Below are 14,400 nucleotides of genomic sequence, written 5' to 3'. Positions count from 1 at the left end.
GGGCTACGGTCCTTCCCGCCGCGCGTGCAGCAGCAGCTCGGCCGCGCCGCGGCTGCCTCGCACCGGCGAGGGAACGTGCGCGACGACGCGCCAGCCGGCCGCCTCGACGCCGTCGATCGCGCGAACGAGCGCGCGCTCGAGTGACGCCTGATCGTCGGGCGCCTGGGGCAGCCGCAGCTCGAACATCGGCTTCACGAGCGCGACGAGGTCGGCGTCCGCGTCGAGGGCGACCCCTCCGAGCTGTCCGATCGCGGTCGCGATCGCGACGTACGAGAGGTCCATCGTGACGACGCCGACCGTGTCGGGCACGAGCGCGCGACCCAGCGCGGCGAGGTTCGTCGCCTCGAGGTTCACGACCCGTGGATCCTGTCGCAGCGACCCCAGGAGCTGCCCGTGCCCCGCGTCGACGGCGTAGACGCGCCGCGCACCCGAGGCCAACAGGACGCGCGTGAAGCCGCCGGCCGCCGCGCCGAGGTCGAGCGCGACCCGACCCGCGACGCCGACGTCGAAGGCGGTGAGCGCCGCGCGGAGCTTCGCTTCGCCGCGCAGCGGCACCGATGAGCGAACGACGATCGCGGCGTCGATCCGCACCAACGAACGCGGATTCGTCACGATGCGACCGTCGACCAGGACCTGGCCGGACACGATCGCCGCGACCGGATCGGTGAGGTCCGGTCGAACCTGGCGTAGGTGTTTCTCCAACTCACGGCGTGCGGCACGCCTTCGCGCTCCCATGATCCCCTCCGTCCTGCGGCCGTTGGTCGCAGGACGGGCGGGAGGACCTCGCGGGAGAGCGGAGGTGCCGCCGTTGGATCAGCGTCAGCCGAAGCCCGTCATCGAGCCGACTATCGCACGACGGAAGGGCGGCCGGCCAGAGGAGCTACCAGCCCGGCGGCGGGCCATCGAGCCAGGCGATGCCGAGGAGCGAGTCGCCGCGTTCGCGATCGACTGTGCGAAAGAGCTCCCACTCCTGCGGCGTCGCGTCGATGTCGATCACGGGATGGCCGATGGGACGGCCGCGGCCGACGCACACGAAGGTCTCGGGTTCGAATCGACGCACGCCGTATGCGCCGGCGATCGCCCGGCCCACCTCCTGCTGCCAGACCGTGGGTCGGACCCCCGGCTTCGGGACGCCGCCCGGCATGGTGGGGATCCGGCGAAAGCTGGCGGGATGCGCCGTGCGCCCGCAGGCGAGGCGAGGGGCTTCGGGTCCCGAGCCCATGCCCAGGCGACTCAGCTCGACGAGCAGGCCGCGCCGCCGGAAATCGGGGGCGACGCATGCGAGCCCGCCCAGATGCACGACCTGGGGACCCAGGCGCGGAAGGTCCAGACGGCGGACCGACGACAGCGCGAAGGCGACGAGATCGCCGTCGTGGAAGGCCAGCGAGACGTTCGCGAGGTGGTGCATCGACTCGCGGAGGTACTCGGCGTCGGCCTCGCGATAGCTGCGCGCGAACAGCCCGAGGACCATGTCCTCCACGCCGGGCGGTAGCATCGCCGTCGGCTGGACGTCGAACTGGAGGTCGGCCCACGCCTGCGCCGGCACGCCCCGATTGTCGCGAGCGACTCCACCCGTCGCAACCGCCGATGCACCGCGCCTGGTTTCCCGGCCCGGTGCTGGCTAGGAATCGGGGCGCCCAGATGACGAGCGGAGATCTCATCGCGCTCTCGGCGACCGTCGAGCGGTGGCTCACACCCGCGGCCGCGGCCGGCCTCGTGGTGCTCGCTGCGAACGCCCTCCTCGGCGCGCGCGCGCGCCAGGACGACGCCTCCCGGCTGGACGGGCCGCCGCCGGCGCCGCGAACCGAGTATCTCGCCCTCGCCGGCATCCTCGCCGTCGCCACGCTCGTCCGCGTCGTCGGCTGGGACGGTACGGCGACGCCGCCGTTCTGGTTCTCCGAGGCGCCGACCCTCCACGTGGGACGGATGCTCGAGCAGCACACGGCGTGGAGCACGATCGTCCGCCAGCTCGGCGCGACGCAGGCCTGGGCCGCGCACGACTCGGCGATCCTGCTGCCCGTGCTGATCGCCCTGCAGTCCCGGCTGGGCGCGCGCTTCGGCCTTCCGACGCTGGCGGGCGCGGCGTTCGGGATCCCCGCCGTCGCGCTCGCCTGGGCCCTCGGCCGCCGCGTCCGCTCTCCCGCCTTCGGCTTGCTGTTCGCCGCCTTCGTCGCCGTCTCGCCGATGCAGATCATGTGGTCGCGCCTCGGCTCGCACTACAGCGGCGCCGTCGCGCACGTGCTCCTCGCCATGCTCGTCGGGTGGATCGCGGCCGAACGGCGGAGCGTCCTGCTCGCGATCGTGACCGGCATCCTCGCGTGGGCAAGCGTCTATCACTACTACGCCGCCCGGGTGGCGATTCCGCTCGCGCTCGCCGCGCTGATCGGGGGTGCGCCGAGGGGCACGAGTCTCGGGCGACGCCTCGGACTCGTGCTCGCGTGTGTCGTCGCGTTCGGCGCCATCGCGTACGCGGTGGGGCGCGGCAACGTCGTGCCGGGCCTCTGGCCCACCTATACGGGCTACGTGGGCAACAAGGGCGAGCGGAACCTCGTCGAGTTCGTCACCCGCAACGCGGCGTCGATCGGGATCGAGAGCCGCTCGACGCTCGAACGGTACTTCTTCACCCGCCGGACGGGGTGGGGGTCGAGCGCCACCAGACCCGGGATGCAGGACGGCGGGCTCACGCTGCTGCCGACGGCCTTCCTCGGGGTGCTGGGTCTTCTCGCCGTCTGCCGTCGCGTCCGCACGCAGTGGCTCTGGCTCGCCCTCGGGATCGCCGGCTTCGCCCTCTCCGCCATGAGCGTCATGACCTCCCGCCGCGCGATCGTCTTCGACCTCGCGTGGTGCGCGTTCGCCGCGCACGGCGTGCTGGCGTTGGTCGACGGGCTTGGACGGAGCTGGTCTCGGCGGGTGCGCATCGCGGTCGCCAGCGTCATCGTCGCGTCGATCGGGCTCTGGGGAACGGCGGCGGTGTTCGCGTTGAGCGCCGCCTTGCCCGAGAAGAGCGGCCAGCACATCCCGTTCGCCGAGGCGGGATTCGGCGACGGCATCACCTGTACCCGGTGTCTCGAAGCGGGGCGCGAGTGGCGGCGCGAGATCGCCGACGGCGCGTTCGTCGTGCTGTTCGACAACGACGCCGAGCGGGAGAACCGCACCAGCCCGGGCGGGCTCATGACCTACGGCAAGATCGCGGCGCTCGGCGCGCGGGCGCCGCGGCGCTTCGTCGAAGGCTACTCGCTCATGGGCAACTTCGACCTCGAGCCGCCCACGCCGGGCCGCATGTTCGACAGCTACGCGACGACCTTCGCGGGTGACCTCGCTCACCGCGTCGAGCACACGAGGGCGACGTACATCGTCTGGCACTTCGAGCGCCCGACGCTCTGGGAGCGGCGCCTCGCCGAGCGGCTCGTGCGGGCGGGCGGCACGCTCGAGGTGTTCCCGACCCCGCTCGGCCCGGACGGCGGGATCCGCGTCGTGACGCCGTGGCATCGCCGCGCCGAAGCGCTCGCCGTGATCCAGGATCTCGCCGTCGGCTTCGATCCACGCGAGGATTCGCGGTGCGTGACGCTGTCCAGTCGGCCGGTCACGAGGACGATCGATCCGGTATTCCTCGTGACCGCCGCGGCGGACGCCGGCGCAGCCGAGCCGCCACAGTGGCTGGTCGCGAGCTGGCACGAGGCCGCCTTCCGCGCGGCGCGAATCGAGATGCCTGCGACGGCGGTGGGCGGCGCCGTCGCCCGATCCGCCGACGGCCACGTCGTCGTCGAGCTGCTCGGAACCAACGGCGTGCAGCGCACCGTCGAGCTCCCGTCGGGACGGGCCGGCGAAGTCCTGCCCGGCGTCGCGATCCACTACGGGCTCGATTGCGCCGCACGCATCGGCGGCGCCTGGTGGACCGTCGAGCCGTTCACCGGACGCGTCGCCTCGACCGATCCCGCGGCCGCCGCGATCCCGCCCGGCGGGTGGATGGGGATCGCGCGCGGGCCGCGGGGCGAGGTCGTGCTGGCGGGCGCGGAGCAGCAGATCCTCGTCTTCGATCCGGCCACGCAACGCGAGGTCGTGCGCTTCGATGCCCGCGTGCCACCGACGGTGCGGGAGACGACCGACGAGTGCACGCCGATCGCGGCCGGATCGACCTGGATCGCGACCGTCAATCTGCGCACGGGCGTCGCGAGCTTCTACGACTACGCCGGAGGGTCGCTCGGCACGAGGCGCGTCGACCGCATGGGGACGAGCGAGCTGCTCCTGACGACGATCGGAGGCGCCGGTCGCTACCTCGCCGTCGCGGCCGGCGGCCTCGTGCGGACGTTCGAGGTCGTCGTCGATCCGTCGTGCGCCGCCGCGCGCTGACTACGACCGGCCGCGCAGGCGGTCCCAGAGGTCGAGCAGGACGCCGCCGCGCCGGCGCCGGAGCTGCTCGAGCTCGTCGTGCGCGAGCTGCACCGTGCCCTTGTCGTTCGGGTAGCGGCGCAGGATCCATTCGAGGCGCGCGCGCCCGCGCGCGACGTGCCCCATACGGAGATCGCACACGGCGACGTGCCACTGCGCGCCCGCAGCCCAGCGCCCGTTCGGGAAGCGGCCGATGAGGCGCTTGAACTCGCGCTGGGCGCGCATCCACTTGCTCTCGCGGAAGAACGACGCGGCGTAGAAGAACATCGCGTCCTCGGCCTTGCCTGGATACTGCCGCATGAGCTCGCGGAAGTAGGGACGCGCGCCCGGGTAGTCCTTCTGGTCGTAGCGGGCCATGCCGTCGGTCCACAGGACGTTCGGATCCGTGATGCCCGCCAGCGAGGAGACGTCCTCCGCGCGCAGCTCGCCGGTCACCACGGCGGGGCTGTTCTTCCATCGCCAGAGCCGCGCCGGCTCGGGTTGCGGCAGATAGGTGAGCAGCCCGTACTCGCCCACGAGCTCCCAGCCCGGATCGAGCGGCGCCTCGAACAAGGTGAGGCGGAAGCCGTCGCGGTGGGCGCCGTAGTGCACGTAGCCCGAGAGCCCCGTCACGAGCAGCGTTCCCGCGGGAAACGAGGCCTGCTGGTCGCGGAGCCACTTTTCGCAGTCCTTTGCGCCGTAGATCCCCTCCGGGTTCGCCACCTCGGCTCGGACCTCCTCGGGATCGAGGACGAGCATCCGCAGCCAGTAGCCGACGGTGGTGTCGGCGACGATCTTCGGCGGCGAAGCGCGCTCGATCGCGTCGACGACGCGGAAGAGCGCCTCGCGGTAGACGCGCCCCGGCCCGGTCGCGTTCGCGGCGCCGATGAGGTTGAGGACGAGGAGCGGGACGAAGACCGCGGCCACGCCGACGGGGCGGTCCTCGCGCGTGCGGTCGAGGAGGAGCTTCGCCACGTGCGCCGCCATCGGAAAGGAGAGCGGCGCGAGGTACCGGAAGATGCGCGGCACCGTGTAGTACGCGTCGAGCGAGAAGCCGTTCGGGAAGAACTCGAGCAGCACGAAGAAGCTGCCGTAGAACCCGGCGAGGAGGGCGTCGAGGCGGTCGAAGCGGCCCGAGGCCCGGCTGAGCGCCTTCATCACGAGCAGCACGACGAGGAGGTAGGGCACGACCCCGAACAGCGTCGTCCCGAACTCGGAACCACGGAACAGCATCTGCGGGTAGTGGCCGAGCTCCCGTCCGAGGTCGCCTAGGGCCACGGGGTAGTTGGCCGCGTGGCTCTCGATGAACGGGATCGGCGTGCCGAGCGTCCACCACCAGTACGCGCACGTCGCGCCGTGGAGCAGGGCGCTCGCGACGGTGAACGCGATCGCGCCGCGCCAGCGCCGTCCCGCCGCGTAGTAGAGCGCGAGGCCCGGCAGCGCGTAGACGGCCCACAGCTTCACGTAGAACCCGAGCCACAGGCAGAGGGCGACGAGGACGCCCTGGAGGACCGGACGGTGCTCGAGCCGTGCGAGCACGACGAAGCCGACCGCGAGCGTCCATGCGAGATAGAGGTCGTTCGTTCGCACGGTGCCCAGCACCACCTCGAAGGGGGCCGTCGCGACGGCGAGCCCGGCCACGAACGCGCGCCCGCGACCGTATCCGGGCACGAGCAGCGCGTAGGCGAGGACGCCGAAGGTGGACGACAGGATCCACGTCGGCAGGAGGATCGTCGTCTCCGAGATGCCGAAGAGGTATGCGAAGAGCCAATTCAGGCCCCAGCCGGCGAAGCGGAGCTGGAGCTGCTCGTGAAGGTTCGGTGCGCCGGTGAGGACACGCTGGACGACCGAGAACTCCTGCGCGTCGTCGCCGAGGACGAGCCCCGACAGGAACCACCAGCGAACCAGGAACGCGACGGCGAAGAGCAGGGCCGCGGCCGGGAGATGCCGACGCACGAAACGCGATCCTCTACGTGCGCGCGAGCAGCGTCCCCACGCGGTCCGCGTTGGCCATGATGTTGAACGTGAGACCCTTCGGCGGCAGCCACGGGAACACCGAGCCGTCGGCGACGTAGACGTTGCGCGTGGCGCGCAGGCGGCTGTCGCGGTCGCACGTGAGCGGATCGTCGCCCGCCGGGACGATCGGGAAGGTGCCGGCGTAGTGCAGGCTCGAGCCGTTGCCGGGCCGGATCATGCGGAGCGGGAAGCAACCGAGCTGGCGGAAGAAGCCGAGCAGGAGCTTTTCGTCGGCCTGCTGCATCCGTACCTCGTCGGGCGTCTGGCGGTAGCGCACTTCGAGCCGATCGGGCTCGCCGCGATGGAGGATGCAGTACTTGCCCTCGCCCGGACGATCCTCGTGGTGGATGCCGAGGATCGCGAAGTTCGGGATCATCACCTGCAGGATGCGGCGCGCTTCGCGGTAGGCGATCGGCGCCTCCTTCATGAGCTTGAACGTCAGGAGCGAGCGGTAGGAGAAGACCTGCGACTGGAGCACGCGGCCCGGGAGCTGCACCATCGCCGTCAGCTGGGCCAAGCTGTAGCGCCGGTCGCGCGTCGCGCGCCGCAGCATGCCGAGGTTGAGCATCGGGGCGTAGGCGTACGCGTTGCACACCATCGGGATGCGCGTGCCGTAGCGATCGAGCGAGCGCAGGACGATGCGCGCCGTGCCGAACGTGCCGGCCGCGAGGACGAGCTTGCGGCCGAGGTGCGCCTCGACGAGCCCGTCGTCGGCGCGCTTCACCTCGATCCGCACGACGGCGCCGTCGTCGCGGAAGCCCTGCACGAGGCGGCGATTCAAGTACGTGAAGTTCGGCGCCTGCAGCAGCTCGTCGAGCGTCCACTGGGCGCGGTAGACGCTGCGGTCCATGTCGGCCCAGTACTCGAGGTCGAGGTAGCCGTGCGGCCCGCGCCCGCGATGCTGGCGCGTGCAGACCGCGAGCCGCGGCTTGCCGAGGTAGAACCCCCTCGCCGCGAGCGCCGCCCGGCGCCGGTCGTAGCGGCCGAGGATCGTTTCGGCGTTCACGTCCACGTCGAGCGCCGGCATGATGCTCGGACTCTCGGGAAAGAAGCGCGCCAGGTCGTCGTGGTCGCCGCACACGCCGATGCGCTCGGCGACGGCGTCGTAGTGGGGCTGGAGGTCGGCGACCGACAAGCCCATGTCGCGCAGCTCGTCGTCCGTGAACGGGAAGACGCCGGCGCTCCAGCCGGCGCCGAGCCCGCCGCGCGCGAGGCTCATCGAGACGGCGAAGTCGTCGGTCTCGGCCGGCTGCAGCTCCGGAGCGTCGCGCAGGATGTGCGCGCGGGGCGGCGTCAGCTGTGCGCCCACGCGCACGCCGCCGAACGGCACGCCCTCGAACCGGTCGCCGAGGAGGTAGCGATGCTGGCCTGCGTCGGTGCGTCGCAGCGTCGAGAACGGCTCGCGTGGGATCAAGCCGGCGTAGTGCCGGTCCTCGTTCCCGAAATCGAGCATGAGGACGCGCTTCCCGGCTTCGACCAGCGGCGCCGCGCAGTTGACGCCGCCGGGACCGGAGCCGACGACGATCACGTCCGCGCCGGCGTCCGCGCTACCGGACACGATGGCTCTCGGCGTACGATCTCAAGGCGCGCTTGTCTACCTTGAACATCGGGGTGACGGGAAGCTCGGGAAGCACGGTCAGACCGTCGGGACGCTTGAAGCTCGCGAGCTCCTCGCCGACGAAGGCGCGCAGCTCGTGCAGCGTCGGCGGCGCGGCGGGATCACGCGCCTGCACGAACGCCCAACCGACCTCGCCCATGCGGTCGTCCGGCAGACCCAGCACGGCGGCGCGCGCGATCTTCGGGTGGCGCGCGAGCACGTCCTCGACCTCGGACGGATAGACGTTGTAGCCGCCGCGGATGAACATCTCGCTCTGGCGGCCGCGCAGCCGCAGATACCCCGCCGCGTCGAGCGAGCCGAGGTCCCCGGTGTGGATCCAGCCGTCGGCGTCGATCGTGGCTGCCGTCGCCTCGGGATTGCGCCAGTACCCGCGCATGGTGGCGGGCGAGCGAATGACCACCTCGCCGACCTCGCCGGCCAGCAGCGGGCGATTCTCCGCGTCGACGATCCGCAGCTCCACGCCCGGCGTCGCCTTCCCGACCGTGGTCGACAGGATCTCGATCGGATCGTCCGGGAGGGAACCGGTCGCGATCCCGACCTCGGTCGACGAGTAGCGCACCACCACCTTCGCCTCGAGCGTCTCCTCGACGCGGCGGATCAGCTCCGGCGACGACGGCGCGCCACCGAGGAGCACGCTGCGGACCGACGAGAGGTCGCGGCTGCCGCGGTCGGGATGGTCGAGCAGCATGATCGCCTGGGTCGGGATGCACCCGATGTGCTCGAGCCGCTCGCGCTCGATCGTCTCCATCATGACGGCGGGATCGAAGGCGTCGTGGAGGATCGACCCGCCGATGGTGCCGATCTGGACGGCGATCCGGGCCATCGTGCCGACGTGCGCGAACGACAACCCGGCGGCCAGGTGCTTGCGGAAGTGCGGGGCGCCGCCGGGATGGCGGCGGTCCTCGATCTCGGCCAGCGCCAGGAGATTTCGGTGCGTGTACCACGCGCCTTTCGGCGCGGCGGTCGTGCCGCTGGTGAAGATGATCGCCGCCGGATCGTCCGGCAGCGGGCCCGCCGCGGGTGGCTCGGCGGCGAGCGGATCGATCACGCGGCGCGTGCTCGCGCGCACCGCCCCCGGCTCGACCCAGATCGCCGCCAGCTCCGGTAGCTCGGGGCGCAGCGATTCGACCACCGCGCGGAAGTCGGCGTCGTGCCACGCCGTGATGGCGAGGAGGAGCTTCGCGCCCGACTGCCGCAGCACGTGACCGATCTCGGTGCGCCGGTAGCGCGCGTTGATGCCGGTCGTGACGGCGCCGATCCGCGCCGCCGCGAGGTACGCCACGAGATAGAGCGGCGTCGACGGGAGCAGCAGGGCGACCACGTCGCCGCGTCCGACCCCGCGCGCCGCGAAGCCGCCGGCGAGCCGATCCGCGAGGTCGCGCCAATCGACGTACGTGAGCCGCTCGTCCCGATAGCGGAAGGCCTCGGCATCGGGCGCTTCCGCCGCCGCGGCCTGCAGCAGCTCGGGCAACGTCGCTGCGCGCAGCATCAGCGCAGCCAGTCGCGCTCGCGGCGGTAACGCTCGCCCAACCCGACGAGCGCGTTGAGCTCGCCGAACGTCGTCATGCGATCGGCCATCGCGGCGGTGCGTCCGTCGCGCGCGAGCGTCGCGAAGAGGGCCCGCAGCGCGTGCGTCGAGGCGAGCAGCGGCGCCACCGGCACGAGCACCAGCCGATGGCCCGCCGCCGCCAGCTCGGCCGCCGAGCGGATCGGTGTCTTGCCCTGCTCGACCATGTTGGCGACGAGCGGCACGTCGGGCGGGATCGCCGTGCGCACGCGCGCCATCTCGTCCTCCGACTCCGGCGCCTCGACGAAGACGGCGCTCGCGCCGTGCTGCGCGAACGCGCGACCGCGCGCGATGGCGTCGTCGAGCCCCGTGACCGCACGGGCGTCGGTGCGCGCCGTGATCCAGAAGTCCGGCCCGCCGGTCTCACGCGCGGCGGCGAGCTTCGGCAGGTACTCGTCGAGCGGGACGACGCGCTTGCCGTCCATGTGGCCGCAGCGCTTCGGCCATACCTGGTCCTCGAGAAAGCAGCCCGCCGCGCCCAGGCGGACCAGCTCCTTCACCGTGCGCTCGACGTTGAACGCGTTCCCGTAGCCGGTGTCGATGTCGACCAGCACGGGAATGTCGACCGCCGCGACGATGCGCGCGGCCGCGTCCAGCACCTCGGTCTGCGTGATGAGCCCGAAGTCGGGCTCGCCGAGGCGGGTCGCGGAGAGGCAGTAGCCCGAGACGAGCACGGCGCGGAACCCCGCTTCGGCGGCGAGCTTCGCCGACAGGGCGTCGTAGACGCCGGGAATCACCAGCGGGCCGTCGCCCGCGAGGAGGGCCGTGATGCGATTCATTGCGGTTGCCGCTGCGCGACGATCCATGGCACAGATCGCGAGCATGATCCACGCGGAGCAGACGACCGTCCAGCGCATCGTGTTCCCACATTGCTATCGGACGCTCGATCCGGCCGTGCGCCGCGAGATCGTCGATCACGCCGCCGCCGACGGGTTTCCGCTGACGGGCATCCTCTACCGCCCCGCGAAGAAGGATCCCGACACAGTCCTCGTCGCCATGCATCCGCGGGCCGACTTCAGCCGCCATTACCTCGCGCCGCAGCTCACGTCGGCCGGCTACGCGTTCATGGGGTCGACGAGCCGGTACTTGAACCACGACGCGGACGCGCTCCACGAGCGCCTGCTGGTCGACGTCGCCGGCACGATGACGTGGCTGCGCGCGCAGGGCTTTCGCAAGGTCGTCCTGCTGGCGAACTCCGGCGGCGGGTCGCTCTTTGCGTTCTACCTCCAGCAGGCGGGCCGGGCGCCCGAGAAGCGCATCGTGCGCGCGCCGTCGGGCGATCGGGTGCCGCTCGACGAAACCGCGATGCCGATGGCCGACGGTCTGATCCTGCTCGCAGCGCATCCGGGCGAGGGCATGTTCCTGCTCGATCGTCTCGACCCGTCGGTCATCGACGAGGCGAACCCGATCGCGTCGAACCCGCGCCTGGACATGTACGATCCACGCAACGGCTACCGGCCGATGGGCGACGGGCCCTCGAGCTACTCGGCGGATTTCCTCGCGACGTTTCGCGCCGAGCAGCGCGCGCGCTGCGAGCGCCTGGATCGCGCCGCGCAGGAGCGCATCGACGAGGCCGCGTACTTCAAGAAGAAGCTCGGCACCGCGCCGGCCGAGGAGCGGCCGCGGCTCGCGCGCCACGCCCTGCAGCGCCCCTACCTGCTCATCTACCGCACGCTCGCGGATCCACGCTACCTCGATCCGCGGCTCGATCCGTCCGAGCGCCCGCTCGGATCGATCTTCTCGTATGGTCGTGACCCCGTCGTCGGGAACTACGGCGAGGGGCTGGCACGGACGATGACGGCACGCGGCTGGCTCTCGACCTGGTCGGGCCTCTCGTCGAACGCCGCGCTCGAGCGCACGCTGCCCGAGGTGAGCGTCCCGACGCTCGCCGTGTGCGCCATGGCCGACATGGACATCTATCCGAGCGAGTGCCGGCAGGCGTACGACCGGACGGCGGCGACGGACAAGACGTACCGCGAGCTCTCGGGCGCGAGCCACTACCTCTACCCCGCCGGCGAGAAGGGATCGAAGCTCGCGCACCCGCAGGATCGCGTCGCCGACGAGATCATCGTGCCGTGGCTGCGCGAGCGATGGCCGGTGTGAGCCGCGCGCGCCGCGCTCGTTGCGGATCGCTCCTGGAGCCAACGTCCGCGGTGCTGCTCGCGAATTGAACCTTGACTATGGCCGTCGCCAGCGGGTAGAGACCCGACCGCCGATGCTCCGGCTGCTCCTCACGGCTCTCGTCGTGGCCGCGTTCGTTCCCGCCGTGGGGGAGGCGATGTGTCGTTGCCACCGCACGGCCACCACGCCACGCTGCGCGAACCCCGACGAGAAGCATCGCATCACGCTGCAGATCGACCTTGCGGTCGAGAACGACAGCGTCGAGGTCATCACGCAGTCGGGGCCCTATCACGTCCCCGTCGCCGATCTCGACGGCAAGAGCGTGCTCTTCATCTTCCTGCCGCGCGGCGAGGTGTTCCAGGGTTTCCTGCAGGAGGTCGTGCCGGACAGCATCACGATCGGCGCCATGCACGGCGCGCAGGCGACCATCACCACGGCCGCGGCGTTCCCGCCCGGCGAGTACGAAATGCTCCTGTTCGTCGACGTCGTTCCGGGCGGCGGGCTCGGGCCGCAGCGCGGCGATCTGGCCGCGTTCGACAACACGGGCTGCGAGCCGACCGGCGTCTCGGTGCGCGTGCCGGTCGGCTGCGAAGACGCGACGGTGATCCTCACCAACCGCCACTTCATCATCTTCTGAGGACGACGTGCACCGCCTACTCATCCTGTGCCTGCTGCTTCCGGCGTTCGCCGGCGCCGGCGAGCTGCGCTACCCGGAGCTGCCGCCGCTCGGGCACCCGCCACGCGACAAGGGCAACCCGCCGACGCCCGCGCGTCGCGACCTCGGCGCGGAGCTCTTCTTCGACCAGCGCCTGTCCGGCTCGGGCTTCACCGCGTGCAACAACTGCCACGTCTACAACACCAACTGGCAGGACAATCTGGTGAAGCCGCGTCCCGACACGAGCCAGGGAACGATCTTCTTCACGCTGCCGTTCAACACCGAGTCGCTCCTGAACATCGTCTACCGCCCGGCGTTTTTCCGCGACGGGCGAACCGACGACCTGGGGCATGCCTTCGTCGAGCCCTGGATCGAGGACAACCAGCAGCTCGGCAAGACGCGCCCCGAGGCCGCTGGGCGGCTCGCGGGTCTCCTGCGGGCGCACCCCGGATACGTCGCCCGATTTCAGCGCGCGTTCCGGCGCGACATCCGCACCCTCGACGACGAGGCGGTGTTCGACCTCGCCGGCAAGGCGCTGGCGGTCTTCGCACGCCAGCTGGTCACGCGCGCGACGGCCTTCGACAAGTGGAACCAGGGGCGCGGCAGGATCCCCGAGGCGGCGGAGAAGGGCGTGGCGCTGTTCACCGGCAAGGCAGGATGCGCACGCTGCCACAACGGACCCAACTTCAGCGACGGCCGCTTTCACAACGTGAGTACGTCGCCTCCCGATGCGAACGGCATCCGCGCCGACGAGGGCCGCGCACGCGTCACCGGCAATCCCGAGGACGGCGGCAAGTTCCTCACCCCCACCCTGCGCCAGGTGGTGACGACGTCGCCGTATTTCCACGACGGCTCGGCCAACACGCTCTCGGACGTGATCGATCACCTGGACGCGCAGAGCGGGAGCGATCCGAACCACGACCCGCTGGTCGGACAGCCGCTCGGCCTGACGCCCGACGAGAAGTTCCAGCTCTACGCGTTCCTGAAGACGCTGCGCGGCCCGCCGGTCGTCGTGCGCGGTCCGACCGGCAAGCTCTGCGACGATGCCGCGGTCGAGGCGTTGCGGTCGCACCTCCCGCGCTGACGGGTCCGGTGACCCCGGCACCCGAACGTCTCACCATCGGCCACTACATGATGCGGGGCTGGTCGCTCGCGGACGACGTGCGGCACCTCGAGCGCGCGGGTTTCCGCTCGATCAGTCTCGCCTCGACGAAGCTCGACGCCTTCGGCGTGCGCAAGGCGATCGATCTGCTCAAGCGATCGAGCCTCAAGGTCGCGCACGTGGGCTCGTACGGCCGCTTCGGGGTGACCGGCGCCTCGATGCGCGCCGGCATGGAGCAGGTGCGCCGCGCGATCGAGTGGGTGAGCGAGCTTCGCGCCGACGTGCTCGTCGTCATCGCCGGCGGGCGCGAGGGCGCCCCGTGGGAGCGTGCGGCGAAAGTGTACCGCGACGCCTATGCCGCGCTCCTGCCGGAGGCGACGAAGGCGGGGCTCAAGCTCGCGATCGAGGTGATCCATCCGCTCCGCCAGGACCTGTCGTTCATCAACACGCTCGCCGACGCGCGCGAGATCGCTCGCAGCGCCGGCACGCGCGGCGGCTACGTCCTCGACGTCTGGCACTCGGGCTGGGAGCGCCGCCTCCTCCAGACGATCGCCGCAGACGCCAGGCGCCGCATCCACGCGGTGCAGCTTGCGGACTACAAGCCGCTGACGATGCGCACGCTCGACCGCGCGCTCCTGGGCGAGGGCATCCTGCCCCTGCGCGACATCATCCGAGCCCTCGAACGCTCGGGCTACCGGGGGTGGTACGAAGCCGAGATCATCTCCGACGACATCGACGCCATGGGTTACGAGCGGGCGCTGGCGCACACGCGAGATGCGTTCGGGCGGCTGCTGCAGGGCGGGCGCTAGGCGGTTCGTCGCGTCGCCGCGCGTAGGTGCCGCGAGGGCGGGGGCAAGGCTTCGGCTTCGGCTACGCCGCGCGAGAACACATAGGGAGCGTCTCGGCCTTCACGTAGCGTCGCGCCGCTTCGCAGGCGCCTCCGCCCCGTCCCC

General features: G+C 71.5%; 11 protein-coding genes. 5 read left to right on the top strand and 6 right to left on the bottom strand.

Translation table 11 applies throughout. The features are described from left to right. Nucleotides 1–3: 3 nt before the first annotated feature. A complete protein-coding gene (locus VMS22_04835; protein HXJ33346.1) occupies nucleotides 4–735 on the bottom strand; it encodes an SAM-dependent methyltransferase in 732 nt (243 codons plus the stop codon). Between the two features lie 145 nt (nucleotides 736–880). After that, the gene (locus VMS22_04830) at nucleotides 881–1,546 is read right to left on the bottom strand and encodes a hypothetical protein (GenBank protein ID HXJ33345.1); all 666 of its coding nucleotides are present in this window, start codon (nucleotides 1,544–1,546) and stop codon (nucleotides 881–883) included. A 95-nt stretch (nucleotides 1,547–1,641) separates the two neighbouring features. Here VMS22_04830 and VMS22_04825 point away from each other — a divergent pair, with 95 nt between their 5' ends. After that, nucleotides 1,642–4,350, top strand: a complete 2,709-nt coding sequence (locus tag VMS22_04825; GenBank protein HXJ33344.1) for a hypothetical protein — start codon at nucleotides 1,642–1,644, stop codon at nucleotides 4,348–4,350. On the opposite strand, the gene VMS22_04820 is transcribed toward VMS22_04825, so the two are convergent. Genes VMS22_04820 through VMS22_04805 form a run of 4 tightly spaced genes read right to left on the bottom strand, consistent with a single transcriptional unit; the run spans nucleotide 4,351 to nucleotide 10,348 of the window. Further along, nucleotides 4,351–6,324 carry a tetratricopeptide repeat protein gene (locus VMS22_04820; GenBank protein HXJ33343.1) on the bottom strand — a complete coding sequence of 658 codons (1,974 nt, stop codon included), beginning with the start codon at nucleotides 6,322–6,324 and terminating at the stop codon, nucleotides 4,351–4,353. 13 nt (nucleotides 6,325–6,337) lie between these two features. Continuing rightward, the gene (locus VMS22_04815) at nucleotides 6,338–7,942 is read right to left on the bottom strand and encodes a GMC oxidoreductase (protein HXJ33342.1); all 1,605 of its coding nucleotides are present in this window, start codon (nucleotides 7,940–7,942) and stop codon (nucleotides 6,338–6,340) included. Then, nucleotides 7,932–9,491 (bottom strand): class I adenylate-forming enzyme family protein, encoded by a 1,560-nt coding sequence (locus VMS22_04810; GenBank protein ID HXJ33341.1) that lies wholly within the window; start codon nucleotides 9,489–9,491, stop codon nucleotides 7,932–7,934. Before VMS22_04810 ends, VMS22_04815 begins: the two co-directional genes overlap by 11 nt. Then, entirely contained in the window at nucleotides 9,491–10,348 is an 858-nt protein-coding gene (locus VMS22_04805) for an isocitrate lyase/PEP mutase family protein (GenBank protein ID HXJ33340.1), read from the bottom strand. Before VMS22_04805 ends, VMS22_04810 begins: the two co-directional genes overlap by 1 nt. A gap of 25 nt (nucleotides 10,349–10,373) precedes the next feature. Between VMS22_04805 and VMS22_04800 the strand changes: the two genes are divergently transcribed. The 4 genes from VMS22_04800 (at nucleotide 10,374) to VMS22_04785 (ending at nucleotide 14,256) form a co-directional block, all read left to right on the top strand. Next, a complete protein-coding gene (locus VMS22_04800) occupies nucleotides 10,374–11,672 on the top strand; it encodes an alpha/beta hydrolase (GenBank protein ID HXJ33339.1) in 1,299 nt (432 codons plus the stop codon). Nucleotides 11,673–11,784: 112 nt separating this feature from the next. Next, nucleotides 11,785–12,327 carry a hypothetical protein gene (locus VMS22_04795; GenBank protein HXJ33338.1) on the top strand — a complete coding sequence of 181 codons (543 nt, stop codon included), beginning with the start codon at nucleotides 11,785–11,787 and terminating at the stop codon, nucleotides 12,325–12,327. A 7-nt stretch (nucleotides 12,328–12,334) separates the two neighbouring features. Further along, nucleotides 12,335–13,429 carry a cytochrome c peroxidase gene (locus VMS22_04790; GenBank protein ID HXJ33337.1) on the top strand — a complete coding sequence of 365 codons (1,095 nt, stop codon included), beginning with the start codon at nucleotides 12,335–12,337 and terminating at the stop codon, nucleotides 13,427–13,429. Between the two features lie 8 nt (nucleotides 13,430–13,437). Beyond that, on the top strand, nucleotides 13,438–14,256 hold the full coding sequence (locus VMS22_04785) for a sugar phosphate isomerase/epimerase family protein (protein ID HXJ33336.1): 819 nt from the start codon (nucleotides 13,438–13,440) through the stop codon (nucleotides 14,254–14,256). Nucleotides 14,257–14,400 lie beyond the last annotated feature (144 nt).

This window comes from Candidatus Eisenbacteria bacterium, from assembly GCA_035577985.1.
Classification (GTDB): Bacteria; Desulfobacterota; Binatia; order DP-6; family DP-6; genus DATJZY01.
Note: the sequence above shows the minus strand (reverse complement) of the source record. Positions and strands in the feature narration are given on the sequence as shown.

Bases quoted from the DNA above. Each gene is read 5' to 3' on its own strand.
- VMS22_04805 (HXJ33340.1), bottom strand. From the start codon at position 10,348: ATGAATCGCATCACGGCCCTCCTCGCGGGCGACGGCCCGCTGGTGATT.
- VMS22_04825 (HXJ33344.1), top strand. From the start codon at position 1,642: ATGACGAGCGGAGATCTCATCGCGCTCTCGGCGACCGTCGAGCGGTGG.
- VMS22_04795 (HXJ33338.1), top strand. From the start codon at position 11,785: ATGCTCCGGCTGCTCCTCACGGCTCTCGTCGTGGCCGCGTTCGTTCCC.
- VMS22_04810 (HXJ33341.1), bottom strand. From the start codon at position 9,491: ATGCTGCGCGCAGCGACGTTGCCCGAGCTGCTGCAGGCCGCGGCGGCG.
- VMS22_04800 (HXJ33339.1), top strand. From the start codon at position 10,374: ATGGCACAGATCGCGAGCATGATCCACGCGGAGCAGACGACCGTCCAG.
- VMS22_04835 (HXJ33346.1), bottom strand. From the start codon at position 735: ATGGGAGCGCGAAGGCGTGCCGCACGCCGTGAGTTGGAGAAACACCTA.